The sequence below is a fragment of the Halomonas kalidii genome (assembly GCF_030010475.1).
Classification (GTDB): Bacteria; Pseudomonadota; Gammaproteobacteria; order Pseudomonadales; family Halomonadaceae; genus Halomonas; species Halomonas heilongjiangensis.
Genome location: NZ_JASCQN010000040.1, coordinates 271,616 through 295,686 on the forward strand (window position 1 = coordinate 271,616; position 24,071 = coordinate 295,686).

Here is a 24,071-nt window from a genome sequence, read left to right on the forward strand (position 1 = left end):
TCTCCAGAGCGGATGGGATGAGAAGCGTGTATCAGTGTGGGCCGTTACGGCGTCGCGCGGCAAGCTCCTGCATCAGCGCCCGGGAACGCAGCGGACGGACGCCGAGCAGCGGCGCCAGGGCCGCGCGGGTCAACGCCTTGGCCGGGCCGGCGAGTCCCGGCTCGCCCCAGTCGCCGGCGGCCAGCAGGCGCAGGGTACGGCCATCGATGCCCGGCTCACCGGGGACGAAGGCCCGCGAGGCGCTATCGAAGCGGTATCGGCGCTGGGGGTCCAGGCCACGGCCATCGGGTTCGACGAATCGCGGCGTGGCGTCCAGTGCCTCGAGCAGCGAGAGCTCCAGCCGACGCAGCGCCGCGGCGCGCCCTTCCGGCCGTGGCAGCGCCTCGCGCAGGGCGGCATAGAAGGCGAACACCTCGGCTACCGGAAACTCCACCGGCAGCACGCGGGTGAGCAGCTCGTTGGCATAGAGACCGCAGAGCAGTCCCTCGCCGACCAGCAGGGCGGCTGCGCCGTGGCTCTCCATCAGGCGTAACCGCTTGAGCTCCCCCTCGCCGACCCAGGTGACGTGCAGCGGCGCGAAGGGCTGCAACCGTGAGCGTGATCGACTCCCCGGGCGCTGCACCCCCTGGGCCACGGCCCGCACCCTGCCATGCGCGAGCGTCAGCAGCTCGACCAGGGCACTGGTCTCGCGGTAGGGACGCTTATGGAGAAGGAATGCCGGCTCTGGCTGCATGGCCTTTCCGTGAGGTTCGATGCAGAAAGCGCCGAGGTTTCCCTAAGGGGTCAGACCCCGGCGGGGTCGATACCGCAAGCAAGATGCACCAGGGCAGTGACGGCGACCCGGCTGGGGTCTGACCCCATAGGCACCGCCATCCCTGGAGGACACCGCAGCCATCAGTCCAGGTTGTAGCCGAGGCTCTTCAGCGCCCGCTCGTCGTCGGACCAGCCACGCTTGACCTTGACCCAGAGGTTGAGCATCACCTTGGCACCGAGCGCACGCTCCATGTCGAGGCGCGCCTCGCGGCCGATGCTCTTGATGCGCTCGCCGTTCTCGCCGATCAGGATCTTCTTCTGCCCCGCCCGTTCGACCAGGATCAGGGCACTGATGTGCACTACCTTGCCCTCGTCGCGAAACTCCTCGATCTCCACGGTCATCTGGTAGGGCAGCTCGTCACCGAGCTGGCGCATCACCTTCTCGCGCACCAGCTCGGCGACCAGGAAGCGCTGGCTCCTGTCGGTGACCTGGTCCTCGGGAAAGTAGTGGATGCCCTCCGGCAGGTGCTTGGCCACCTCGGCCTCCAGCTCAGGCACGTTGGTGCCGTGCTTGGCCGAGATCGGCACGATCGCCGCGAAGTCGCGCCGGGCACCGACCTCCTCGAGCCAGGGCAGCAGGCTGGTCTTGTCCTGCAGCCGATCGACCTTGTTGACCGCCAGGAGCACCGGTGCCTCGACGTGCTCGAGGCGCTGCAGCACCACCTGGTCCTCGTCGGACCAGCGGGTGCGGTCGATGATGAACACCACGCAGTCGACGTCGCGCAGGGCCTGGGTCGCCGCCTGGTTCATGAAGCGATTGATCGCCTTGTTGCGATCCTTTGCCATGATGTGGATGCCCGGGGTGTCGACGTAGATGAACTGCGTCTCGCCCTCGGTCTTGATGCCCATCACCTGATGACGGGTGGTCTGGGGACGCCGCGAGGTGATCGAGATCTTCTGGCCGAGGATGCGGTTCATCAGCGTCGACTTGCCGACATTGGGACGGCCGACGATGGCCACGAAGCCACAGGTCTGGGTCATGCGCGTGCTCCTCTGGGCTCGAGCCGGTCCAGGGCCCTCTCGGCGGCCTGCTGCTCGGCATGGCGACGACTGGCGCCGGTCCCCGTGGTGTGCTCGTCGAGCATCTCGATGTGACACTCGACGGTGAAGGTCTGGGCATGGGCCTCGCCCTCCACCGAGACCACCTCGTAGCGCGGCAGCGGCGACTGGCGCGACTGCAGGAACTCCTGCAGTCGGGTCTTGGGATCCTTCTGGGTATCCTGCAGGCTGATCGCCTCGAGCCGCTCGGCATACCAGGAGAGCACCCTGGTGCGGGCGATGTCCATGCCGGCGTCCAGATAGATGGCGCCGATCACCGCCTCCACGGCGTCGGCGAGGATCGACTCGCGGCGGTGGCCCCCGCTCTTCATCTCGCCGGAGCCCAGGCGCAGGTGTTCGCCGAACCCCATCTCCCGGGCCAGCTCGGCCAGGGTCTGGCCCTTGACCAGCCGGGCGCGCAATCGCGACAGCTGCCCCTCACGGGCCTCCGGAAAGCGCTGGAAGAGCGCCTCGGCGATCACGAAGTTGACGATCGAATCGCCGAGAAACTCGAGGCGTTCGTTGTTCTGGCCACCGAAGCTGCGGTGCGTCATGGCCAGCTCCAGCAGGGCGGCGTCGCCGAAGGAGTGGCCGAGGCGTCGGCTGAAGGCGTTGAGGGAGTTGCTCACGAAGCTCCTGAATGATCGATGTCGGGGCTGAAAGGTTCGGGACACGGGCAGGGCCCGGCACGAGGAAACAGCGTGCCCGGGCCAGGTCGACCAAGCCTAGTGGATGCGCCGTACGCTGCCGAAGCTGGGCAGACCGCCATCCCAGTGCATCCACACGGCGAAGGCGCGGCCGACGATGTTCTCTTCCGGCACGAAGCCCCAGTAGCGGCTGTCGTTGGAGTGGTCGCGGTTGTCGCCCATGGTGAAGTAGTGACCCTCGGGAACCACCAGCTCGCGCATCTGCGGCCCCGGGTCTCGAGGATTATTGTAGATACGGTGAGCCAGCGCGCCCAGGCGCTCCTCGAGCAGCAGCTCGCCGGGGGCCTCGGCCCCCGCCTCATCCAGCAGCATCTTGGCGACCGGCTCGCCGTTGACGTACAGCTGCTTGCCTTCGTAGCGTATCCGGTCCCCCGGCAAGCCCACCACGCGCTTGATGAAGTTCACCGAGGGCTCGTCGGGGAAGCGGAACACCATGACGTCACCGCGCTCGGGCTCATTCAGCTCGACGAGGCGGGTATGGATCACCGGCAGACGCGGGCCGTAAGTGAACTTGTTGACCAGGATGAAATCCCCCACCTCCAGGGTCGGGCGCATGGAGCCCGAGGGGATCTGGAAGGGTTCGACCACGAAGCTGCGCAACAGCAGTACCACCAGCAGCACCGGGAAGAACGACCGGGAGTAGTCGACCGGCCACGGCTCCTTGAGCGCCTTCTCGCGGGCACGCTCGTCGAGCCCCTCGGTGGTACCCGCCTCGGCGGTCGCCAGGCGCCGCCGTCGTGCCGGGCGCCACCAGACCAGATCCAGCAGCCAGATCAGGCCGGTGACGGCAACCGCCACCACCAGCAGTAGAGAGAAGTCCATGCGGTCATCCGTTCCTAGTCATTTACCTTGAGCACGGCGAGGAAGGCATCCTGGGGAATCTCGACCCGGCCAACCTGCTTCATGCGCTTCTTGCCCGCCTTCTGCTTCTCGAGCAGCTTCTTCTTGCGCGAGACATCACCGCCGTAACACTTGGCCGTGACGTTCTTGCGCAGCGCCTTGACGGTGGAGCGGGCCACCACCTGACCGCCGATGGCGGCCTGGATGGCCACATCGAACATCTGACGCGGAATCAACTCCTTCATCTTCTCGACCAGCACCCGCCCTCGGCCGTGAGCATGATCGCGATGGATGATCACGGCCAGGGCATCGACCTTGTCGCCGTTGATCAGCACGTCGAGACGCACCAGCTTGGCCGCCTGGAAGCGCTCGAAGCTGTAGTCCAGGGAGGCATAGCCCTTGGAGATGGACTTGAGGCGGTCGAAGAAGTCCATCACCACCTCGGACATGGGCAACTCGTAGACCAGCTGGATCTGACTGCCGAGGAACTGCATGTCGCGCTGGGTACCACGACGCTGCTCGCATTCGGTGATGACGTTGCCGACGAACTCCTGGGGCACCAGGATGCTGGCCCGTACGATGGGCTCGCGCATCTCCTCCACGTCGGCCATGTCCGGCAGCTTGGAGGGGTTGGCAACGTACATCACCTCGCCGCTCTTCATGGCCAGCTCGTAGACCACGGTGGGCGCGGTGGTGAGCAGGTCCAGGTCGTACTCGCGCTCGAGACGCTCCTGGATGATCTCCATGTGCAGGGTGCCGAGGAAACCGACCCGAAAACCGAAGCCCAGGGCGTCGGAGTTCTCCGGCTCATACTCCAGAGAGGCGTCGTTGAGCGCCAGCTTCTCCAGGGCGTCACGGAAGTCCTCGTAGTCGTCGGCACTGACCGGGAACATGCCGGCATAGACCTGGGGCTTGACCTTCTGGAAGCCGGGCAGGCGCTCCACGTCCGGGGTCTTCGTATGGGTGATGGTGTCGCCCACCGGCGCCCCCTGGATCTCCTTGATGCCCGCGACGATGAAGCCCACCTCTCCGGCCCGCAGGATACCGGTCTCGCGACGCAGGGGAGTGAAGATCCCCACCTCGTTGGCCTGCCAGTCCCGTCCGGTAGACTTGATGCGGATCTTCTCGCCCTTCTTCAGGGTGCCGTCGAACAGCCGGACCAAGGACACCACCCCCAGGTAGTTGTCGAACCAGGAGTCGATGATCAATGCCTGCAAGGGCGCGCCCGGATCCCCCTTGGGCGGCGGAATGTCGCGTACCAGGCGTTCGAGCAACGCGTCGATGCCCATGCCGCTCTTGGCCGAGACCTGGCAGGCATCGGTGGCATCGAGGCCGATGATCTCCTCGATCTCGTGGGAGACCTTGTCGGGGTCGGCCTGGGGCAGGTCCATCTTGTTGAGCACCGGCAGTACCTCCAGCCCCTGCTCGATGGCGGTGTAGCAGTTGGCCACCGACTGCGCCTCGACGCCCTGGCCGGCATCGACCACCAGCAGCGCCCCTTCACAGGCATACAGCGACCGCGATACCTCGTAGGAGAAATCGACGTGTCCCGGGGTGTCGATGAAGTTGAGCTGGTAGGTGTTGCCGTCTTTCGCGTGGTAGTCCAGCGTCACCGACTGGGCCTTGATGGTGATGCCACGCTCGCGCTCGAGGTCCATGGAGTCGAGCACCTGCTCCTTGAGCTCACGCTCGCTCAAGCCACCGCAGGTCTGGATCAGGCGATCGGCCAGGGTCGACTTGCCATGGTCGATATGGGCGATGATCGAGAAATTGCGAATATGCTTGAGCTGATCGGAGGGGGTGTCTTGGGACATCGAGTCGCTTCTGCTGGTTGGTGTCGGGCCACGGCCGGGCGTCGTGACGCTGGCATGCGGGAAAGAGAATGGGCGCTATTGTAGCGGGATGCGCCTGGCAGGAACAGCAACCCGACGGCGCGTGCCGTCGGGTGGCGGTTTCAGGGACGCCCGCCGGGGGGAGTCTCAGTCATCGGCGAGGCGCAGGGCGACGAACAACGACCGCCCGTCGCGATAGAGACGCACCGGCACGGCGCGGTCGGAGGGCAACGACTCCACCACCTCGACCAGTTGGTCGGCGCTGCCCACGATCTGATGGTCGATGCTGACCAACACGTCCCCCGGACGGATGCCGGCAGCGGCGGCGGCACCACTCGGATCGAGCTCCCGGATCAGCACGCCATCCTCGATACCGAGCCGCTCGAGCTCCTCGGCCTCGAGCTCGCTCACGGCCAGGCCCAGCCGGGGCTGACGTCCACCCTGCTCGGCACGGGTCACGTCTCGACCCTCGGCATCGGGCCAGTCGCCCACGGTCACCGTCTCGCGACGCTCCTCACCGTCACGCAGCAGCACCAGGTCCACCTCGCTGCCGGGGCTCGTGCGGCCGATCAGTCGCGGCAGGGTACTGGAACGATCGACCTCGTCGCCATCCACCTCGAGGATGACGTCGCCGGCCTGAAGGCCGCCACGGGCCGCGGGCCCCTCCGGATCCAGATCGGCGATCAGCGCGCCACTGGGGCTGTCCATGCCGAAGGACTCGGCCAGGTCACGGGAGACCGGCTGGATCATCACGCCGAGCCAGCCGCGACTCACGCGACCGTCATCGCGCAACTGGCCGGCCACGTCCATGGCCACGCTGATGGGAATGGCGAAGGAGAGCCCCATGAAGCCACCGCTGCGGGTAAAGATCTGGGAGTTGATGCCTACCACTTCGCCGTCGAGGTTGAACAGCGGCCCCCCGGAGTTGCCCGGATTGATGGCCACATCGGTCTGGATGAAGGGGACATAGGCATCCCGCGGCAGGGTACGGTTGATGGCACTGATGATGCCCGCCGTCACCGAGGAGTCGAAACCGAACGGCGAACCGATCGCGGCCACCCACTCACCGACCCGGAGGGCATCGGAGTCCCCCAGGGTCAGGGGCGGCAGGTCGTCGGCATCCACCTTGAGCAGCGCCACATCGGTGCGCTCATCGGCGCCGATGAGTTCGGCGGCGAGCTCCCGGCGGTCGTTGAGACGCACCAGGATCTCGTCGGCCCCCTGTACCACATGGGCATTGGTCAGGATGTAACCGTCCTCGCTGATGATGAAGCCGGAGCCCAGCGACTGGAGCTCCCGGGGGCGTCCCTGGCCACCGCCGCCCGGCGGCGCCGGGAAGCGATCGCCGAAGAAGTGACGGAAGATCTCCGGTATTTCCTGGCCACCGAATCCGCCGAAGGGATCCTCACGGCCCCGCTCCATCCGGGTGGTGGAGATGTTGACCACCCCCGGGGCCGCCTGCTCCACCAGTTCGGTGAAGTCCGGTAGCTCACGGGCCATGGCCGACTGCCAGGCCAGCAGGGTCGCGGCCAGCAGCATCCACAGGGATAGATGTCGAGTCTTGCGCTTCATGGAGTGCTCCTGCGAATGATCAAGAGGAAATGGTCATATGATCGGCGACTGGCGGATCAGGCCGACGCGTCGGGCCCGACCGGCCACCGTGGCTGGTCCAAGGATCGCCACGTCGACGAAGATGGTGACGCCATGTCGCGAAACCAAGCCCCGGAGGTGGTCCGTGAAGCCGACCATCCCGGCTTTCACGGCCAACAGAGTCTGCCGCGGTCCGGCGCTCATGGCCCCTCCTCCGCGACTCCGCCGTCATGAGTCACCGCCGATGGGGCAGCCTCCTCGGCGCGCCACTCCAGGGTATCGGCCACACGCAGCAGCACGCGGGGCGGCAGCTCTCCCATCACCACCACCTGCCGGGGCTGCCCACCCAACTCGCGATGACGTACGGCGGCATGGGAGACGCCGAGGCGGTGCATCCCCGGGGCCAGCAGTTCATCGGTCCCTTCGATGGGCTCGACGAACAGACTGAGGGTGGAGAGACCGTCGCTATAGAGCCGATGATCGACCGTGTCTGCGTGCCGCGAACTGCGGGTGTCCACCGGCTGGGGCACGAACCCCTCGGGCAGCCAACCGATGTCCCAGGGATCGGACGGCGCCTCACGGTAGCGGTCGAGGACCACATGCCCGTCATGGAGCCGCGGCCGGTCGAGTTCGGTGAACTGGAAGGTCTCGACAACCCGCCCCGCCTCGTCGAGCAGGACCTGTTTGAGGGGCAGGGCCGTGGTCGCGTCGAGCCATAACCGGTGACCGAAACGAAAGCTGTCGAGGGGGTCGATGTCCAGGCGCACGGTGCGACGGCTGGCAATGCGCTCCTCGCCACCCAGTTGCAGGCGATAGAGGCCGTCGAGGTGGGCGGCGATCCCGGACGGCGAGGCAGGCGCCTCGCCGTCCGCCTCGGCCCAGCTCAAGCGACCGATGCGACCGCGACGCTCGAAGACCAGCGGCGGGCCATCGAGGAAACTGGCCATCTCGCGTTCGATGCCATCCTCGATGTGGTGGGAAAGGGCCAGGGTCCTGATGCCGTCATAACCGATCCGCACGGCACGCGCCTGGAAGACGTAGCAGTGACTGGCCCAGAGGCTGCGCTCGAACCAGTCGATGGCAGTTTCCGGGGCTTCCCGGCCGGCCAACTCACGGCAATCGAAACGGTCGCCGCCCTCGGCGTCGGCCGCCAAAGCCGGAGCGTCGACGGCGAGCACCAGACCGGCCCCGGCGAGCAGCGATGCCGCCACCAACCGCCGTACCTGACGCTTGCGAACGACGAACAGCCCGGTCCGCATCAGCACACTCCCGGCATCAGCGAGTGCCCAGCGTCTTGCCACCCGAGGCGCGCAGCAGTGGCATCCAGGCGTCGCCGCTGCGATAGGAAGAGCCCTCGGCGTGACGATCGAGGTAGGACTGCAGCAGGCGTGCCTGCTCCTCGTCGGCCCGCAACGACTGGCGGGGATTGGGCGCCATGAACATGGGTGACTCGGCCCCCGCGCCGACGGTCATCAGCCCCTGGCCGCCACCGGAAGCCCCCATGGGCGCCTGGAACAGCGGCAGGTCGACCAGCGACGGGCGCGCCGAAGTGCCGGAGCCCCCCTCGGTCGTGGCAAGCGAGGCCGGCGCCGATTGACTGGTCGGGCCGGAAGCCAGGCCGGGATCGTCGCCTCCACCGCCCTGGTAGAACTGCACCCCGGAGATCACCATCAGCGACACCGCGGCGGCGATGCCGGCACTGCGGGCAAACGGCAGCGAGCGGCGAACCGCCGGTGCCACGGACTCGAGGCGTGGCGCCTGCTCGTCCTGGAGTCGCGCCATGATACCGGCGGAAAGATCGGTGGCGAGATCGACGCCCGGCTCGCGTCGCATCAGGCTGCGCATCAGATGGTAGCGTCGCCAGGTCTCGGCCGCGTCAGGAGAGTCGTCCAACGACTTCATCACCCGGCGCAACTCGAGCTCATCACCTTCGTTGTCCATCAGGGCAGAAAGCGATTCCCGTGCGTTCTGACTCATTCTTCACACCCTCGCACTCGCAAGGCGCCCTGCCTTGCGTCCATTGACAGCCTGGAAGATCGGCATTCCAGGCCACGGCCTGGCGATACCGACATGTTAGAACCCACTACCGGTGGGCCGGTCACTGCTTCTGACGCCGTAAGCGCCGGACAGTTCAGCAATTCGTCAAAAACCTTGATCGAGTCGCTCATTCGGGAATCGGCTCACGGTTGCGCGACGTGGTCACCAACGGCTGGATATGCTGATCCACCGCCTCCCGGGCACGAAAGATGCGCGAGCGCACCGTCCCCACCGGACACTGCATGATCTGGGCGATGTCCTCGTAGGAGAGCCCATCGAGTTCGCGCAGGGTGATGGCGGTGCGCAGGTCGTCGGGCAGGTTCTCGATCGCCTCGAAGACGGCGGCCTCGAGCTGGTCCCGGGCGATCGCCGCCTCCGGCGACTCGATGTCGGCCAGGCGGCCACTGTGATCGACGATCTCGGCATCGACGATGTCGAGGTCGCTGCCCGGGGGACGACGCCCCTTGGAGACCAGGTAGTTCTTGGCGGTATTGATGGCGATCCGGTACATCCAGGTATAGAAGGCACTCTCGGCGCGGAACTTGCCCAGCGCCCGGTAGGCCTTGATGAAGGCCTCCTGGGCCACGTCCTGGACCTCGGCATGATCGTGCACATAGCGACCGATCAGCCCGATGATCTTGTGCTGGTACTTTCTCACCAGCAGGTCGAAGGCACGAGTGTCCCCCTTCTGGGCGCGCTCGACGAGTTGCTGATCGGTCTCCCGAGTGCCCATTCACGCCCTCCCCGGCCGAGAGAAGCATGACGGGTTGCCAGGGAGTCGCCGCGAGCGGACTAGTAAAGCATGCATAGTGTCAACCTGAAGCCCTGAGGCAGCTGATAGTCGAAGGCCGGAGCCGAAGTGGCACAAGTGTTCCCGTTTCTGGCGCGTGCATCAAGCCGAATCCCTCGCCGACGATGCCCGCGCTGGGACACGCCGGGATCTCAACGGTTCCCGGCGCGATTGATTTTTGCCATGCCCACGGGCGATAGTAGAGCCCACTATTCTTATTCATCGCCATCAGCGCAGACACGACACAGGTAGCACAATGTCAGAGCAGCAGGTCAACAACCTCAACGTCCTCGCCCAGGACGTCCTGATCTCTCCCGAGGCCCTGAAGAACGAGATCCCGCTCACCGAGGCCGCCGAACGCACGGTGATCGAGGGCCGCGAGACGATCCAGCGGATCCTCGACGGCAGTGACCCACGCCTGCTGGTGGTGGTCGGCCCCTGCTCCATCCACGACGTCGATGCGGCGCTGGACTATGCCCGCCGCCTGCGCCGCCTGGCCGATGAGGTCAAGGATAGCCTCTATATCGTGATGCGCGTCTACTTCGAGAAGCCGCGCACCACCGTGGGCTGGAAGGGGCTGATCAACGATCCGCACCTCAATGACTCCTTCGAGATCGAGGAGGGCCTGCACATCGCCCGCCGGCTGCTGGTGGAACTGGCCGAGATGGGCCTGCCGCTGGCCACCGAAGCTCTCGACCCGATCTCGCCCCAGTACCTGCAGGACTGCATCAGCTGGTCGGCGATCGGCGCCCGCACCACCGAGTCCCAGACCCACCGGGAGATGGCCTCGGGCCTCTCCTGCCCGGTGGGCTTCAAGAACGGCACCGACGGCAGCCTCGACGTGGCCGTCAACGCCCTGCAGTCGGTGGCGCACCCGCACAACTTCCTCGGCATCGACCAGGCCGGCCAGGTGGCGATCATCCGCACCCGCGGCAACGCCTACGGCCATGTGGTGCTGCGCGGCGGCAACGGCAAGCCCAACTACGACAGCGTCAGCGTGGCGCTGGCCGAGCAGGAACTCAAGAAGGCCGGGGTCAAGCCCAACATCATGATCGACTGCTCGCATGCCAACTCCAACAAGGACCCGGCCCTGCAGGCGCTGGTACTGGAGAACGTCACCAACCAGATCCTCGAGGGTAACCGCTCGATCATCGGCCTGATGGTGGAGTCCAACATCGGCTGGGGCAACCAGAAGATCCCCGAGGACCGCAGCCGGCTCCAGTACGGGGTATCGATCACCGATGCCTGCATCGACTGGGATACCACCGTGCAGACCTTCAAGCAGATGCACGACAAGCTGAGCCCGGTACTGACCCGCCGTACCGCGGCCTGAGCAGGCACCGCTCCGCAACCGCACAGGCCCGCCGATCTGAACCGGCGGGCCTGTTGCGTGATGGGGCGAACGCTCAGGCGTCCTGGCGCACCCCGTCGATCTCGCGCACGAAGGGCGGCAACGCATCGAGCAGCGCCCGGCCATAGCGACGGGTCAGCACCCGGCGGTCGAGCAGGGTGATGCGTCCGGCATCGGCCTCCTTGCGGATCAACCGGCCACAGGCCTGGACCAGCTTGATCGAGGCATCCGGCACGCTGATGCGCATGAAGGGGTTGCCGCCGCGACTCTCGATCCACTCGGCGAGGGTCGCCCCCACCGGGTCGTCGGGCACCGAGAACGGCAGCCGGGTGATCACCACATGGGTCAGGTAGTCACCGGGCAGGTCGATCCCCTCGGCGAAGCTCGCCAGGCCGAAGATGATGCTGCCCTCCCCGGCGTCGATCCGCGCCCGGTGGCGGGTGATCAGCTCGCGCTTGGGCAGCCGGTCCTGGGCCAGCACCCGCTCGCGACGGGGGGCCGACAGCGCCTTCTCCACGCCGCGCAGCTGGGCCCGCGACGAGAACAGCATCAGTACCGCCTCCTGCTCGCCGAGGGCCTCGACGAAGTCGACGATGGCCCGCTCGTGGCCCTCGCGGTCGGCCGGGTCGACCGCCTCCCGGGGCACGCTGAGCACCGCCCGAGAGTAGTCGAAGGGGCTCGGCAGGCGCTGGTAGCGGTAGCGGTTGGCCAGTCCGGCGCGCTCCTGCAGGCGCTCGAAGCGCCCCAGGGCCGTCAGCGTCGCCGAGGTGACCACGGCGCCGAAGCTGCTGCCCCAGAGCGTCCTGGCCAGGGTATGGGCGGCGGAGACCGGGCTCGCCGAGAAGGTCAGCTCGGGATCGCCACCGAAACGCTCGAGGGTCAGCCAGCGCGCCCGGGGCGGCTCCCCGGGATCGTCCTGCTCACCGAAGGCCAGCCACAGGGCATGGGCCTCGAGCGCACGGCCATGCAGCAGCGCCACCAGCGGCAGCCAGGCCTCGGCCTGCTCGCGGGGCAGCCCGGTGTGCTTGTCCGGGTCGAGGCTCTCGCGCAGGATGTCGCCCATGCTCTCCAGGGTGCGCGCGAGCTCGGCGAAGATCACCACCAGGGCGGCGGCGAGTTCGCGCAACGCCTCCGGCGCCCGGCCCATCTCGAAGCGGTGGTGGCGGCCCTCCTCGCCGTCGGCGAGCCCCTGGGGACGCTCGGCCAGCTGGTGGCCCAGGGCGAAGGCCTCGCCGAGCCTCGGCTCCAGGGCGTCGATGGCCTGGGGCAGCCCGGCCAGCAACCGCGCCAGGGTCGGCTGTACCGCCAGGGCGGTGTTGAGCTCGGTGAGCGACTTCTTGAGGGTGCGCAGCCAGCGCAGTGCGCCGCCCACGGCGAAGCGGTGGGTGAAGTGCTGCAGCGCCTTGTCGGGCAGGTGGTGCCCCTCGTCGAACACGTAGATGCAGTCACCGGGGGCCGGCAGCACCACCCCGCCGCCCAGGGCGAGGTCGGCCAGCACCAGGTCGTGGTTGGCGACGATGACGTCGGCACTGTCGAGGTGGCGGCGGGAGCGGAAGAAGGCGCAGGCCCCGAAGTGGCCGCAGCGGCGGTTGGTGCACTGGCGATGGTCGACGGTGAGGCGCCGCCAGTGGCTGTCGTCGATGGCCTCGGGCCAGCTGTCGCGGTCGCCCTCCCAGCGGCCGTTGCCGTAGGCCTCGCCCAGCGACTGCGCCAGGGCCTGGAAGGCGTCGCCGCCGCTGGCGAGCGACTGCTCGAAGAGCGACAGGGTCGGGTTCTCCTCGCCGCCGTCGAGGGCCTGGTCGAGGCGCGCCACGCAGATGTAACGCCCCCGCCCCTTGGCCAGGGCGAAGTCGAAATCGAGGCCGCTGTGGGCCTTGAGGGCCGGCAGGTCCTGGTGCAGCACCTGCTCCTGCAGCGCCACAGTGGCGGTGGCGATCACCAGCCGCTTGCCGCGGGCCTTGGCCACCGGCAGCGCGGCGAGCAGGTAGGCCAGGGTCTTGCCGGTACCGGTGCCGGCCTCGAGCACGCAGACGTGTTCGTCGCTGGTCCGCCGGCCGGCCTCGTCGCTCTCGATGCCGGCCAGGGTACGGGCGATCTCGGCGATCATCAGCCGTTGGCCGTAGCGCGGCGTGAGGTCGAGCCCCTCGAGCACGCGGCGGTAGGCGGTCTGGATCTCGCCCTTCAGGACCTCATCGAGCATGCTGGCGCCTGTATCATTAGGGGGACCACGAGAGAAACGCGGCTTTCCCGGCGACAGGCCTTCGCGGAGGCGCTGTGAACCCTTCCCTGGGCGCTACATTCTTCATCCATGAAGAATGACCTCCGCTCCGACCCGTCCCCGACGCCGCTCAGTGGGGTGGCTTCTCGGGCGCAGCCCGAGCGGTCCTTTCTTCGAGCGGCGCAGCCGCGTCTTCCAGCTTCCAGGCGCGGAGCGCCGCTCTTACCACTTACAGCAGCCCTTCGGGCGGATGCTCGCAGGGCAGCTTGGCGTTGATGAAGCGCTCGATCTCGGGCAGCGAGAAGGCGTCCTCCTCGCCCACGAAGCTGATCGACACCCCCTTGGCCCCGGCCCGGCCGGTACGGCCGATGCGGTGCACGTAGTCCTCCGGATCTTCCGGCAGGGTGTAGTTGATCACGTGGCTGACATCCTCGATGTGGATGCCGCGACCCGCCACATCGGTAGCCACCAGCACCTGGATCTCGCCCTCGCGGAACTGCTCGAGGGTACGGATGCGCTGATTCTGCGGCACGTCACCGGAGAGCATGGCGGCATTGATGCCGGCCTTGCGCAGCAGGTCGTCGAGCCGGCGCACCAGGTCGCGGCGGTTGCCGAACACCATCACCCGGTCGAAGCTCTCCTGCTGCAGCAGCTTGACCAGCAGCCGCTGCTTGTCCTCGTCGCTGACCATGTAGACGCGCTGGTCGATGTCGGCGGCGTTTTCCACCGTGACCTCGATCTCCACGTGGGCCGGCTCATGGGTCCACTGGCTCGCCAGGTTGAGGATGTCCTCGGTGAAGGTGGCCGAGAACAGGAAGGTCTGACGCTCCTCCTTCTTCGGCGTATGACGGATGATGCGCTTGACGTCGGGAATGAAGCCCATCGACAGCATGCGATCCGCCTCGTCGAGCACCAGCACCTCGACCTGGGTCAGGTCGACGTCGCGCTTCTGGTGGAAGTCGAGCAGGCGCCCGGGGGTGGCCACCAGGATGTCGAGCCTCTTGCCCAGCCCTTCGCGCTGCTTCTGGTAGTCCATGCCGCCGACGACGCTGGCCACGTTGAGGTCGGTGAAGCGCGCCAGCGCCTTGGCGTCCTTCTCGATCTGCAGGGCCAGCTCACGGGTCGGGGCCACGATCAGCGCGCGCGGAGCGCCCGGCTTCTGGCCGTTGGGCACCTCCTCCTCGAGGAAGTAGGCAAGGATCGAGATCAGGAAGGCGGCGGTCTTGCCGGTACCGGTCTGGGCCTTGCCGACCACGTCGCCACCCAGCAGGGTGTGAGCCAGGGCCTCGGCCTGAATCGGCGTGCAGTACTCGAAGCCCTGGGCGTGGATGGCCCGCATCAGCGGCAGCGGCAGGTCGAAGTCGTGGAAGCGCCACTTGCCGGCCACGGCCGGCACCTGGAACTGGCGCAGGTCCCAGCTCGACGACTGACGACGCCGCGGCTTGCGGCGGCGACGCTTGGGCTTGCGATCCTGGGCCGGTGCCGGTGATGTGATCTGTTCCGACTCGCTCATAGGCTTGCTGTCTAGTCCGTTTCAGTGGATAGGATGCATGACACAAACGCGTATTGTACCAGTCTACGGCGCCGAGGGCCCGTCTCGCGCATGCACCGCGCACGGATCGCTGTCGAAGCACGCGGACCGGCTGGTAGAATGCCCCCGGATACGCAAGGAGTCTGCGTCATGACACGCCGCAAGAAGACACGCTCGCTGGCCGACAAGGTGCAGATCCGCACCGGCAAGCGCAAGGATTTCAAGAAGTGGCGCCACGAGAATCCCGACCAGGTGACCTCGTCGACCCGTTTCACCCAGAAGAAGCGCCAGCAGCGCAAGCTGCAGGCGGCCCGCAAGCTCGCCCGTCAGGAGGCCGGCGAGAGCATCGCCATTCACCCCGACGAGAAGGACGGTGGAACCACCGGCGAGGAGAGCAACGACTGATGCGCCTAGTCTCGTTCAACATCAACGGCATCCGCGCGCGCCTCCACCAGCTCGAGGCGCTCGTCGAGAGCCACCGGCCGGCGGTGATCGGCCTGCAGGAGACCAAGGTCCAGGACAGCGAGTTTCCCCGCGAGGCGGTGGAGGCGATGGGGTACCGGGTCGACTTCCACGGCCAGAAGGGGCACTACGGCGTGGCGCTGATGGTCGACACGACCCAGTGCGGCGAACCGGAGGCGGTGCACTTCGGCTTCGCCGACGACGGCGACGAGGCCCAGCGGCGCATGATCGGCATGCGTCTGCGCCCGGCCGGCGGCGACCCCCTGACGGTATGGAACGGCTACTTCCCCCAGGGCGAGAACGTCGACCACCCCGTCAAGTTTCCTCACAAGCGCGAGTTCTATGCTCGGCTCAAGTGCCTGCTCGAGGAAGACCACCGCCCCGACGAGCGTCTGGTGGTGATGGGCGACTTCAACATCTCGCCCGAGGACATCGACATCGGCATCGGCGAGGCCAACCGTCGGCGCTGGCTGCGCGAGGGCAAGACCAGCTTCCAGCCGGTGGAGCGCGAGTGGCTCGAGGGCATCAAGGCCTGGGGGCTGACCGACAGCTACCGGGTCCGCTACCCCGAGGTCGACGACCGCTTCAGCTGGTTCGACTATCGCTCCCGCGGCTTCGAGCGCGACCCCAGGCGCGGACTGCGCATCGACCATATCCTGGTCACCGCGCCGCTCGCCCAGCGGGTGATCGACGCCGGCATCGACTACGACCTGCGCGGCATGGAGAGGCCCTCCGACCACGCCCCGGTATGGACCGATTTCAGTCTCTAGCCGGCTCCCGCGCGGCGGCCTCAGCCACCAGGGCCTCGAGCCAGGCGTCGGCCTCCTCCCGGCCTCGGGCGCGGGCCGCCCGCAACGCCCGGATGGCCAATTCCTCTTGCCCCCAGGCATGGGCGAGTTGGCCCAGGCGTAGCCAGTCATCGCCGGCGTCGCTGCGCTCGGCCACCGCCTCCCAGGCGGCCAGCGCCCGCTCGCGATCCCGGGCCGCTTCCCAGGCCTGGGCGAGCAGCCGACGGTTCTCGCCGTCGTCGTCCAGGAGCTCCTCGGCGAGCCCTGCCTCCAGGTGCTCGGCGGCTCGGGCCGGGGTACCACCGGCCAGGTGCAGGCGTACCAACTGGCGCAGGTCGTCTCGCTCCGACAGGATCCCCCGGCGCCAGCCCGCCTCCCAGATCGCCGCGGCACGCCCGGGCTCGCCGAGTCGCTGGGCCAGGGCCGCGGCACGACGCCATGACGCGGGCGACTCGTCCCCCTCGAGCCTCGCCTCGAGCAGGGCCAGCGCCTCATCCGACTGGCCGGCCCGCTGGTAGACCGTCGCCGCCAGCGCCTGACGGGAGGCGTCCGGCGGGTCATCGCTTTCGAGCGCTCGCGCGATCCACTCGGCCGCCGCCTCCCAGCGCTGCAGTTCGGCCAGCTGCCGCGCCATGCGCCAGTGGTCATCGGCCTCGCCGGCATGCTGTGCCAGCCACTCGCCGAGCAACTCGACGGCGCGCTCGGTCTGCCCCGCCGCACGGCGCAACTCGGCCTCGTCACGCAGACGCGCCGCCCGCCAGTCGCCAGGGGCCGCCTCGATACCGCGGGCGTGGCTGAGCAGGTCGGCGGCGGTGGCCGGCCGCCCCCGGCGCGCTTCCGCGCCGGCCGCCAGTTGCAGGTAGAGGGCGCGTGCCCAGCGGTCGGCGGCATTCCCGCCCTCGAGGCGCATGGCCTGGGACCGGGCCCGCTCGGCCACCGCCTCGCCTTCGCCTTGCCGGAGCCGTTGCTGGAGCGACTCCAGGTCGGCGATCCGATCCCCGGGCAGGGCCGGCCCGCTGTCGGCCATCGACGGCACCGCCAGCAGGGAGCCGGCGGCAACGAGCACGGTCAACAGGATCGCGAGTCGACAGGGTCTCATGGGGTTACCTCAGCTGGAATTCGAGACGCTGCTGTGCACGGCGAAGCTCCCCGGTCGCTTCGAACCGCCACTGCGCCACCGCCCGCTCGGCGGCCTGCTCGAAGACACGCCGCGGGCGGGCCTCGACCACCCGGATCGAGGAAGGATCGACGCTGCCGTCGGGGCGGATCAGGAACTCCAGTTCCACGTGCCCCTCGAGACCACGGCGCTGGGCACGCACCGGGTACTCCGGCGGCACCCGGCTGGTCGGCGTCGCGGCCCCCACGTCCACCGGCCCGGGTTCGGGCGCGGCCTCGTCGGACGCCCCGTCGCGCGCCTCGCCCCCCTCCGTCGATGGCTCCGCCGAGGCCGTCTCGGCGGGTGCCGGGGGGGCCGGCTCAGGGCGAGGCTCGGGGCGAGGCTCGGGTTCGGGCCGCGGCTCCGGCACCGCCTCGCTGAGTTCCGGCAGCGAATCATCGAGTGCCGGAGACTCGGGTACCGCCTCGGGCAGTTCCGGTTCGGGCAGGGAGAGGGTGCTGTTGGGCAGCGGCGCCGGCTCGGGGGGAGCGGGCGGAGGTGTCGGCTCCGGTGGAGGTTCGGGCGGCGCCTCGGTAGGTGGCGCCGGCTCCTCCTCGGCGGGCGCTTCGATGCTGCTCAGCTTGATGGGCTCATCGACCAGCTCGTACGTCTCCTCGGGTGGCGACACCACCAGGGCCAGCAGCCAGAACAGCACCAGCGCCATGAACGTACCGGCCAGGGCCGAGACGGGCCCTCGGATCATGGTGCCCCCCGGATCGCGGCCACCGCGACGTCCTCGACACCGGCCTGGCGGATACGGTCCATCACCTCGATCAGCAGCCCGGTGGTGGCCTCGCGATCGGCCTGGATCACCACCCCGCCATCGCCACTGACCAGGGCGGCCACCTCCTCGCCCACCCGATGGGCGTCCACCGGCCGACCCTCCACCCAGACGGCCCCCTCGGGGGTGATCGCCACCATCAGTTGGGCGTCCGGCCGGGGACTCGCTGCGCTGGACTCCGGCCGCTGGATCTCCACCCCGCTCTCCTTGATGAAGCTGGTGGTGACGATAAAGAAGATCAGCATGATGAAAACCACATCCAGCATCGGGGTCAGGTTGACCTCGCCGGTGTCGCCTTCGTCGGCAGTGAAACTACGACGTCTGCGCATGAGTGTCCTCCACGGCTTCGGCCATGCGGTCGTGGAGCCACTGGTCCTCGCGCCGAATGACCTGTTCGAGTCGGCTGGTGAAGAGCAGCCCGACCACCGCCACGGCCATGCCGGCCAGGGTCGGCAGGGTCGCCCGGGCCACGCCATCGGCCATGGCGCGGGCCTGGCCGGTACCGGCCATGGCCAGGCTATCGAAGACCGCGATCATGCCGGTCACGGTGCCCAGCAGCCCCAGCAGCGGGCAGAGCGTCACCAGCAGCTTGAGCCAGGGCAGCGGACGGCGCAGCCGGGTGATCAGCTCCCGGGTCCAGACCTCGCGCAGGGTCAGAGCGCTCCAGCTCAAATGGTCGGGGCGTGCCACCCAGCGTGTGATCAGCCGCTGGCGAGCGCGCAGGTAGGTAATGTGGAAGAAGAGCCCCCGCTCCAGCGCCAGGCTGAACAGCAGGGCCGCCACCAGGGCGATCACCACCAGGATGGTGCCGCCGGCCTCGACCAGCCATTCCAGGGGCTCGAGCCAAAGCGGTAGCATGGCCGTCACTCCCGTTCTTCCCCGAGGCGGGGCCCACGCCGCTCGAGCCGTCCGGCCAGGGCCTCGCTGGCCTGCCCTTCCACTACACAAGCCAGCTGGCGGCTCCGAGCGACCATGGCGGTATAGGCGAACAGCAGGGGTACGGCGGTGATCAGCCCCAGCACGGTGGTGACCAGCGCCTGACTGATACCGCCGGCCATCAGTTGGGGATCGCCGGTGCCGAACACCGTGATCGCCTGGAAGGTGACGATCATGCCGAGGACGGTGCCGAGCAGGCCCAACAGCGGCGCCACCGCGGCCAACAGCTTGACCAGCGCCTGGCCGCGCTCGAACCTGGGCAGCTCGGCCAGCACCGCCTCGTCGAGGCGTGCCTCCAGCGCCTCCGGCACCGGGTCATCGAGGGACTCGAAACGCTGCAACACCCGCCCCAGGGGGTTGTCGACGCGCAGCTGCCTCAGGTCACGCAGCTGGCGACGCATCGTCCAGCTGACCCGCAGCAGATAGGTGTACTGGGCCAGGGCCACCAGCAGGCCGACGAGCCCCAGGCCCACCACCACGTAGCCCACGACCCCGCCCTGGTGGAAACGCTCCACCAGGCTGGGGCGCTGGGACAGCGCATCGATCACCTGGCCCCGGGTCGGATCCAGCGCCAGGGTACGGCTCTCGCCGGCCTGGAAAGCGGCCAGGCTCTGCGACACCTCCCGTGGGGTCCGCGCGACGGTCGACAGCACGCCCTCCTCGGCGCCGCGGCGCAGCAGTTCGCCGTCGCTGAAGGCGACCAGGTCGCCCAGGCGCACCACCTCGCGCGTGGCGATATCGCCGCTGCCGTCGGCCACCGACACCTCGAAGCGCATCACCCGGCCGGTCTCGGCGGTGAGCGCCACCAGGGCATCGCCCAACGTTTCGAGATGGCCGCGCTCGAGCACCTCGGCCTCGTCCAGCCGGGGCGGCAGTTCCGTGCCGCCCACCGTCACCCAGCTCTCGGCCAGGCCGTCGCGCAGCTCACCGCTATGCCGGGCCAGCACCGAGAGCACCGCCGAGAGGTCGTCGCCCTGCTCACGCTGGCGGGCATCGAGTTCATTCTGGCGTTCGGCCTGCTCGGCCTGTTGCGCCTGCAGCGCGGCGTGGTGAGCCTCGGCCTCGGCGTAAGCGGCCTGGGCCTCGTCCAGGGCGGCCTCCAGGGCCTGACGATCCCCGAGCAGCGCATTCAGGCGTTCCAGATCCCGCGCCTCGGCGGCCTCGCGCTCGGCGCGCAGCGTCATCAATGCGTCCGTACCGGACCCCGTTTGGTCCTGGGCGAGCGGGGCCGTTCCCGGCAGTGAGCCGAGCAACGCCGCCAGCAACACGCCGGTTATCCACCGCCTCATGAGCGCTCCCCCCTGTCAGGCTCATCGGCCGACTGCAGCGGCTGCGAGACCGGCAACCTCAGCAGTTCGGGCGCCCGCTGGTCGCGGGCGATGCGCAAGCCATGGCGCACCTCGCGGCGCGCCTCCTCGTCGAGTTCCGCCCAGCGCCCTTCGTCAGCCTGCCAGACGCCGCCTTGACGGCCGTCCGGCGTCAGATAGTAGTAGCCCACCCGGCCGAGACGCAGGAACTCCACCTCGCGACGCGAGCCGCCCTCCTCGAGGTTGCCTCGCCAGGCATCGAATTCACGGCCGTAATCGAGCTCGGCCCGCCAGGCGGACAGGATACGGTCCAGGCGATCGGCCGCCGACGCCTCTGGATCGGCCAGACCACTTTCCAGGCTGGCGACCCGGGCCCGGCGCTCATCCACCAGGAACGGCAAGTCCTGGTTCACCCAACTGGCGAGACGCTCCACCAGGCCCCGCTCCAGCGCCGGCAGCGCCTCGCGGGTCTCGGCCAGGGTGGCCAGGGCCGCCTCGCGGCGCTCCAGAGTCTCGGCCTGGCGCGCCAGGCGAGGGGCCAACAGGTCGTTCTCGGCGTCGAGCCGGCGCGTCTCGCGCTCCAGCCGGCGCAGCTCCTCGAGCCGCTCACGCATCTCGTCATCGGCGGCATCGATGCGCGCCTGCAGCTCGGCCTGGGCACGCTGTGCCTGGCCAGCCTCCTCCAGCAGCGTCTCTGCGGACGCCATCGGGGCGACCACGAGCCACCAGAGGGCTGCACCACACAAGAGTGGATGTCGAAACGTCATTACGACCGGGCTCCCTTGATGTTCACACGATTCATTGATTAGACGAGTGGCTGGCCTGGAAGGCAAGCGGCCAAACGATGCCACCAATGAAAACAATTATCAATCATACCCCCCCTTGAGCGTCTCCGGACAGCCGAGTCGGGGTGCCGGATCCGCCCTCTCACATCACAAACGCAAATCAATCTCATTGAGATTATTCTTCATGATGCTATTCTTGCCCGCGCTCGGCCGGAGCACGACAAGCCATCCAGCAAGGGATCCACAATGAAGAAACGAGTCAGCCTCGGTCTCGCCATGATCGCCGGCTCGGCCACCATGGCCCTCCAGGCCCAGGACGTACAGGACACCATGGTGGTCGTGGGGTCACGCACACCGACCCAGATCAGCCAGATCCCGGGCGCGGTGTGGGTGATCGAGAAGGAGGAGCTGCAGCAGCAGGTCGACGCCGGCGCCGACCTCAAGACCGCGCTTGGCAAGCTCGTGCCCGGCCTCGACATGGCCCCCCAGGGACGCACCAACTTTGGCCAGAACCTGCGCGGCCGCACGGTGCAGGTGCTGGTCGACGGGGTGTCGCTGAACAGCTCGCGGGGCCTGTCCCGCCAGTTCGACGCCATCGATCCCTTCAACATCGAGCGCATCGAGGTGCTCTCGGGTGCCAGTAGCCTCTACGGCGGCGGCGCCACCGGCGGCATCATCAACATCATCACCCGCAAGGGCCGGGCCGGCGGCCCGGACTGGCGCACTGAGGCCGGCATCACCACCGGCGTCAACCACAGCGACGACCTCGACAAGCGCATCGCGCAGTCGGTCGACGGGGGCAACGACCGGGTGCAGGCCTATCTCGGCACCGCCTTCCAGGACAACGGCCGCCAGTTCGACGCCGGCGGCAACGAGATCTTCCCCGACATCGCCCAGACCGACCTGCAGGACAACCGCAGCATCGACGTGCTGGGCAACCTTACCTTCAACCTGGATACCAATCAGACCCTGGAACTCGGCGCCCAGCTCTACCGGTCGGGCTACGAGGGCGACCGTGGCGTCTACTTCCCGCACCTCGCAGCCGACAGCCCCAGCCTGGAGGAGGCCGAGATCCGCGACGGCTATCGCTCCGACCGCGACCCGGCCACCGACCGCAAGATGGTCAACCTGCAGTACCATCACGGCGACCTGCTGGGCCAGAACTTCTACCTGCAGGCCTTCCATCGCGAGGAGGAGGCCAGCTTCCAGGCCTTCCCCTACCCCGCGCCCAACTGGCAGACCCCCGTGGCCCATGACTTCGCCGCGTCCAAGCAGAACACCCGTCTCAGCGGCCTCAAGGCGCTGTTCGACGCCCGCTTGACCGACAGCGTCGACCTCACCTACGGCCTGGATCTCGACCGTGAGAGCTTCGATGCCAGCCAGATGACCTTCGACCGGGCCGTGTCAGACGCGACCGGCGGCCTGGTACAGGAGCAGGCCAGCATCGCACCACGCTATCCCGGCTACCGGGTCGACAGTCTCGCCGCCTTCGCCCAGACCGACTGGCAGGCGACCGACGCGCTCAAGCTCTCGGCCGGCGTCCGTCGCCAGCACTCGGATGTCGGGGTCGACGACTTCAACGGCATCCCCGGCGGCGAGAACGATTACGACGCCACCCTGCTCAACGCCGGCGTGCTCTACGACTACGGCAACGGCCACCAGAACTGGCTGCGCTACAGCCAGGGGTTCGAGCTCCCCGATCCGGCCAAGTACTACGGCCGGCCGGGCATCAGTGTCGATGACAACCCGCTCTCCGCCATCGAGACCGACCAGGTCGAGCTCGGCTGGCGCTACCGGGGCGGCGACTGGGTGGCCCAGGCGGCGGCCTACTACGCCTGGTCCGACAAGGCCCTGGAGATCAACAGCGGTGATCTGAGCGTCGACGTGATCGACGACAGTAAACGCGACTACGGCCTCGAGGGCGCCCTGACCCACTACTTCGACAATGGCTTCGAGGCCGGCGGCACCCTGCACCTGGTGCGCTCCGAGCGGGAGAACGACGCGGGCAAGTGGGAGAAGCGCGACGCCCGCGATGCCTCGCTGTCCTCGGCCACGGCCTTCGTCGGCTGGCGAGATCGGGTGCGTTCGGCACGCCTGCAGGCCAACCATGCCTTCGACCTGGAAGATGACGCCGATCGCAAGATCGACGGCAATACCACCCTGGACCTGTCGCTCAGCCAGCGGACCGAGGTCGGCACGTTCAGCCTCGGCGTGCAGAACCTGCTGGACGAGAGTTACTCCACCGTCTGGGGCCAGCGCGCGGCGATGTTCTATTCGCCCTACTACGGCCCGGAATACCTCTACGACTATCAGGGCCGCGGCCGTACCTACACCCTGACCTGGTCGATGGACTACTGACGGGACCGTGCGATGCCATCGCCCCTGGATCGCCTCTATGTCGGCTGCCTGGCGGCCCTGACGCCTCCCGAGGTCGCCACGCCGCCCGCCGACGCCCTGCCGGCGGTGGCGCTGCTCGACCCCGGGTGCCTGGACCGGGTGCTGACGGGCTTCGCCGCCCAATACGGGGCGGGCGACCGGCGGGCGGTGGCATCGCTGTGGTCGAAGTGGCACTTCAGCGCCCTGCTCGCCCCGGGACTCGCCGCCAATCTGCTGCTCGAGCGCGACCTGCCCCTGGGCCTGCCGGACCTGCACCTGGGGCTCGCCCCCGACGGCCATACCGCGCGGCTCTGGCTGGCCCACGAGGGGCGGCCCCTGGCCTCCCTAGACGCGGCGGAGCGCTTCGCCACCCTGATCGAGCACCTGGCACCGCTGATCGCGGCCCTGGCCGACCTCAGCGGCGCCGCGCCACGGGTCTTCTGGAGCAACGCCGGCAACTACTTCGAGTACTTCGCCCGTGCCCTGGCCGAACACCCCATGGCCCTGCCGGGCACCAGCGACGAGGCCCTCGACCTCCTGGAACGCCGCCATACCCCGGATGGCGCGCGCAACCCCCTCTACCGGCCGGTACGCTATCTGGAGGCCGGGCAGGACACGCCCTGCCGCATGCGACGCCTGTGCTGCCTGCGCTACCTGCTGCCCGAGCTGGAACTGTGCGGCAACTGCCCGCTGACCCGACGCGACGATGCCCCCCGAGCGGCCCAATGATCGG

23 protein-coding genes are annotated in these 24,071 nt (G+C 68.4%); 5 read left to right on the forward strand and 18 right to left on the reverse strand.

The window, feature by feature from the left end:
* Positions 1 to 31: 31 nt before the first annotated feature.
* The 10 genes from recO to rpoE all read right to left on the reverse strand — a co-directional run bounded on the left by recO (position 32) and on the right by rpoE (position 9,590).
* Positions 32 to 733 (reverse strand): DNA repair protein RecO, encoded by a 702-nt coding sequence (recO, locus tag QLQ85_RS12305; protein WP_282739251.1) that lies wholly within the window; start codon positions 731 to 733, stop codon positions 32 to 34.
* A 161-nt stretch (positions 734 to 894) separates the two neighbouring features.
* Positions 895 to 1,794, reverse strand: coding sequence for a GTPase Era (gene era, locus QLQ85_RS12310; RefSeq protein WP_282739252.1), 900 nt, complete (start codon positions 1,792 to 1,794; stop codon positions 895 to 897).
* A complete protein-coding gene (gene rnc, locus QLQ85_RS12315) occupies positions 1,791 to 2,480 on the reverse strand; it encodes a ribonuclease III (protein WP_282724021.1) in 690 nt (229 codons plus the stop codon). Before rnc ends, era begins: the two co-directional genes overlap by 4 nt.
* Positions 2,481 to 2,576: 96 nt before the next feature.
* Entirely contained in the window at positions 2,577 to 3,380 is an 804-nt protein-coding gene (lepB, locus tag QLQ85_RS12320; RefSeq protein WP_282739253.1) for a signal peptidase I, read from the reverse strand.
* 14 nt (positions 3,381 to 3,394) lie between these two features.
* Positions 3,395 to 5,212 carry a translation elongation factor 4 gene (gene lepA, locus QLQ85_RS12325; protein ID WP_282724023.1) on the reverse strand — a complete coding sequence of 606 codons (1,818 nt, stop codon included), beginning with the start codon at positions 5,210 to 5,212 and terminating at the stop codon, positions 3,395 to 3,397.
* A gap of 165 nt (positions 5,213 to 5,377) precedes the next feature.
* On the reverse strand, positions 5,378 to 6,802 hold the full coding sequence (locus tag QLQ85_RS12330; protein ID WP_282739254.1) for a DegQ family serine endoprotease: 1,425 nt from the start codon (positions 6,800 to 6,802) through the stop codon (positions 5,378 to 5,380).
* Positions 6,803 to 6,835: 33 nt separating this feature from the next.
* Positions 6,836 to 7,024 carry a hypothetical protein gene (locus QLQ85_RS12335; protein WP_282739255.1) on the reverse strand — a complete coding sequence of 63 codons (189 nt, stop codon included), beginning with the start codon at positions 7,022 to 7,024 and terminating at the stop codon, positions 6,836 to 6,838.
* Positions 7,021 to 8,079 carry a MucB/RseB C-terminal domain-containing protein gene (locus tag QLQ85_RS12340; protein WP_282739256.1) on the reverse strand — a complete coding sequence of 353 codons (1,059 nt, stop codon included), beginning with the start codon at positions 8,077 to 8,079 and terminating at the stop codon, positions 7,021 to 7,023. Before QLQ85_RS12340 ends, QLQ85_RS12335 begins: the two co-directional genes overlap by 4 nt.
* A gap of 16 nt (positions 8,080 to 8,095) precedes the next feature.
* On the reverse strand, positions 8,096 to 8,797 hold the full coding sequence (locus tag QLQ85_RS12345; RefSeq protein ID WP_282739257.1) for a sigma-E factor negative regulatory protein: 702 nt from the start codon (positions 8,795 to 8,797) through the stop codon (positions 8,096 to 8,098).
* A 187-nt stretch (positions 8,798 to 8,984) separates the two neighbouring features.
* The gene (rpoE, locus tag QLQ85_RS12350) at positions 8,985 to 9,590 is read right to left on the reverse strand and encodes an RNA polymerase sigma factor RpoE (RefSeq protein ID WP_102626320.1); all 606 of its coding nucleotides are present in this window, start codon (positions 9,588 to 9,590) and stop codon (positions 8,985 to 8,987) included.
* Between the two features lie 313 nt (positions 9,591 to 9,903).
* Between rpoE and QLQ85_RS12355 the strand changes: the two genes are divergently transcribed.
* Positions 9,904 to 10,980 (forward strand): 3-deoxy-7-phosphoheptulonate synthase, encoded by a 1,077-nt coding sequence (locus QLQ85_RS12355; RefSeq protein ID WP_282739258.1) that lies wholly within the window; start codon positions 9,904 to 9,906, stop codon positions 10,978 to 10,980.
* Between the two features lie 73 nt (positions 10,981 to 11,053).
* On the opposite strand, the gene dinG is transcribed toward QLQ85_RS12355, so the two are convergent.
* Positions 11,054 to 13,198 carry an ATP-dependent DNA helicase DinG gene (gene dinG, locus QLQ85_RS12360; RefSeq protein WP_282739259.1) on the reverse strand — a complete coding sequence of 715 codons (2,145 nt, stop codon included), beginning with the start codon at positions 13,196 to 13,198 and terminating at the stop codon, positions 11,054 to 11,056.
* Positions 13,199 to 13,445: 247 nt separating this feature from the next.
* Entirely contained in the window at positions 13,446 to 14,729 is a 1,284-nt protein-coding gene (rhlB, locus tag QLQ85_RS12365) for an ATP-dependent RNA helicase RhlB (protein WP_282724030.1), read from the reverse strand.
* A 168-nt stretch (positions 14,730 to 14,897) separates the two neighbouring features.
* Here rhlB and QLQ85_RS12370 point away from each other — a divergent pair, with 168 nt between their 5' ends.
* Entirely contained in the window at positions 14,898 to 15,152 is a 255-nt protein-coding gene (locus QLQ85_RS12370; protein ID WP_282739260.1) for a hypothetical protein, read from the forward strand.
* Complete coding sequence (gene xthA, locus QLQ85_RS12375) at positions 15,152 to 15,979, forward strand: exodeoxyribonuclease III (RefSeq protein WP_282739261.1); 828 nt, start codon at positions 15,152 to 15,154, stop codon at positions 15,977 to 15,979. The genes QLQ85_RS12370 and xthA overlap by 1 nt, the downstream gene beginning before the upstream one ends.
* Here xthA and QLQ85_RS12380 read toward each other — a convergent pair.
* Genes QLQ85_RS12380 through QLQ85_RS12405 form a run of 6 tightly spaced genes read right to left on the reverse strand, consistent with a single transcriptional unit; the run spans position 15,969 to position 20,944 of the window.
* On the reverse strand, positions 15,969 to 17,096 hold the full coding sequence (locus QLQ85_RS12380) for a tetratricopeptide repeat protein (RefSeq protein WP_282739262.1): 1,128 nt from the start codon (positions 17,094 to 17,096) through the stop codon (positions 15,969 to 15,971). The two genes, xthA and QLQ85_RS12380, sit on opposite strands and share 11 nt — an antisense overlap.
* 4 nt (positions 17,097 to 17,100) lie before the next feature.
* Complete coding sequence (locus QLQ85_RS12385) at positions 17,101 to 17,856, reverse strand: energy transducer TonB (RefSeq protein WP_282739263.1); 756 nt, start codon at positions 17,854 to 17,856, stop codon at positions 17,101 to 17,103.
* Positions 17,853 to 18,263, reverse strand: coding sequence for an ExbD/TolR family protein (locus QLQ85_RS12390; RefSeq protein WP_282724036.1), 411 nt, complete (start codon positions 18,261 to 18,263; stop codon positions 17,853 to 17,855). The genes QLQ85_RS12385 and QLQ85_RS12390 overlap by 4 nt, the downstream gene beginning before the upstream one ends.
* Positions 18,247 to 18,792 (reverse strand): MotA/TolQ/ExbB proton channel family protein, encoded by a 546-nt coding sequence (locus QLQ85_RS12395; RefSeq protein WP_282739264.1) that lies wholly within the window; start codon positions 18,790 to 18,792, stop codon positions 18,247 to 18,249. The genes QLQ85_RS12390 and QLQ85_RS12395 overlap by 17 nt, the downstream gene beginning before the upstream one ends.
* A 5-nt stretch (positions 18,793 to 18,797) precedes the next feature.
* Positions 18,798 to 20,159, reverse strand: coding sequence for a MotA/TolQ/ExbB proton channel family protein (locus QLQ85_RS12400; protein ID WP_282739265.1), 1,362 nt, complete (start codon positions 20,157 to 20,159; stop codon positions 18,798 to 18,800).
* Positions 20,156 to 20,944, reverse strand: coding sequence for a DUF3450 domain-containing protein (locus QLQ85_RS12405; protein ID WP_282739266.1), 789 nt, complete (start codon positions 20,942 to 20,944; stop codon positions 20,156 to 20,158). Before QLQ85_RS12405 ends, QLQ85_RS12400 begins: the two co-directional genes overlap by 4 nt.
* Positions 20,945 to 21,208: 264 nt before the next feature.
* Between QLQ85_RS12405 and QLQ85_RS12410 the strand changes: the two genes are divergently transcribed.
* A complete protein-coding gene (locus QLQ85_RS12410) occupies positions 21,209 to 23,320 on the forward strand; it encodes a TonB-dependent receptor (protein WP_282739267.1) in 2,112 nt (703 codons plus the stop codon).
* Between the two features lie 12 nt (positions 23,321 to 23,332).
* Positions 23,333 to 24,067, forward strand: a complete 735-nt coding sequence (gene fhuF, locus QLQ85_RS12415) for a siderophore-iron reductase FhuF (protein WP_282739268.1) — start codon at positions 23,333 to 23,335, stop codon at positions 24,065 to 24,067.
* Positions 24,068 to 24,071 lie beyond the last annotated feature (4 nt).

Bases quoted from the DNA above. Each gene is read 5' to 3' on its own strand.
- recO (WP_282739251.1), bottom strand. From the start codon at position 733: ATGCAGCCAGAGCCGGCATTCCTTCTCCATAAGCGTCCCTACCGCGAG.
- era (WP_282739252.1), bottom strand. From the start codon at position 1,794: ATGACCCAGACCTGTGGCTTCGTGGCCATCGTCGGCCGTCCCAATGTC.
- lepB (WP_282739253.1), bottom strand. From the start codon at position 3,380: ATGGACTTCTCTCTACTGCTGGTGGTGGCGGTTGCCGTCACCGGCCTG.
- lepA (WP_282724023.1), bottom strand. From the start codon at position 5,212: ATGTCCCAAGACACCCCCTCCGATCAGCTCAAGCATATTCGCAATTTC.
- QLQ85_RS12330 (WP_282739254.1), bottom strand. From the start codon at position 6,802: ATGAAGCGCAAGACTCGACATCTATCCCTGTGGATGCTGCTGGCCGCG.
- QLQ85_RS12335 (WP_282739255.1), bottom strand. From the start codon at position 7,024: ATGAGCGCCGGACCGCGGCAGACTCTGTTGGCCGTGAAAGCCGGGATG.
- QLQ85_RS12340 (WP_282739256.1), bottom strand. From the start codon at position 8,079: ATGCGGACCGGGCTGTTCGTCGTTCGCAAGCGTCAGGTACGGCGGTTG.
- QLQ85_RS12345 (WP_282739257.1), bottom strand. From the start codon at position 8,797: ATGAGTCAGAACGCACGGGAATCGCTTTCTGCCCTGATGGACAACGAA.
- rpoE (WP_102626320.1), bottom strand. From the start codon at position 9,590: ATGGGCACTCGGGAGACCGATCAGCAACTCGTCGAGCGCGCCCAGAAG.
- QLQ85_RS12355 (WP_282739258.1), top strand. From the start codon at position 9,904: ATGTCAGAGCAGCAGGTCAACAACCTCAACGTCCTCGCCCAGGACGTC.
- dinG (WP_282739259.1), bottom strand. From the start codon at position 13,198: ATGCTCGATGAGGTCCTGAAGGGCGAGATCCAGACCGCCTACCGCCGC.
- rhlB (WP_282724030.1), bottom strand. From the start codon at position 14,729: ATGAGCGAGTCGGAACAGATCACATCACCGGCACCGGCCCAGGATCGC.
- QLQ85_RS12370 (WP_282739260.1), top strand. From the start codon at position 14,898: ATGACACGCCGCAAGAAGACACGCTCGCTGGCCGACAAGGTGCAGATC.
- xthA (WP_282739261.1), top strand. From the start codon at position 15,152: ATGCGCCTAGTCTCGTTCAACATCAACGGCATCCGCGCGCGCCTCCAC.
- QLQ85_RS12380 (WP_282739262.1), bottom strand. From the start codon at position 17,096: ATGAGACCCTGTCGACTCGCGATCCTGTTGACCGTGCTCGTTGCCGCC.
- QLQ85_RS12385 (WP_282739263.1), bottom strand. From the start codon at position 17,856: ATGATCCGAGGGCCCGTCTCGGCCCTGGCCGGTACGTTCATGGCGCTG.
- QLQ85_RS12390 (WP_282724036.1), bottom strand. From the start codon at position 18,263: ATGCGCAGACGTCGTAGTTTCACTGCCGACGAAGGCGACACCGGCGAG.
- QLQ85_RS12395 (WP_282739264.1), bottom strand. From the start codon at position 18,792: ATGCTACCGCTTTGGCTCGAGCCCCTGGAATGGCTGGTCGAGGCCGGC.
- QLQ85_RS12400 (WP_282739265.1), bottom strand. From the start codon at position 20,159: ATGAGGCGGTGGATAACCGGCGTGTTGCTGGCGGCGTTGCTCGGCTCA.
- QLQ85_RS12405 (WP_282739266.1), bottom strand. From the start codon at position 20,944: ATGACGTTTCGACATCCACTCTTGTGTGGTGCAGCCCTCTGGTGGCTC.
- QLQ85_RS12410 (WP_282739267.1), top strand. From the start codon at position 21,209: ATGAAGAAACGAGTCAGCCTCGGTCTCGCCATGATCGCCGGCTCGGCC.
- fhuF (WP_282739268.1), top strand. From the start codon at position 23,333: ATGCCATCGCCCCTGGATCGCCTCTATGTCGGCTGCCTGGCGGCCCTG.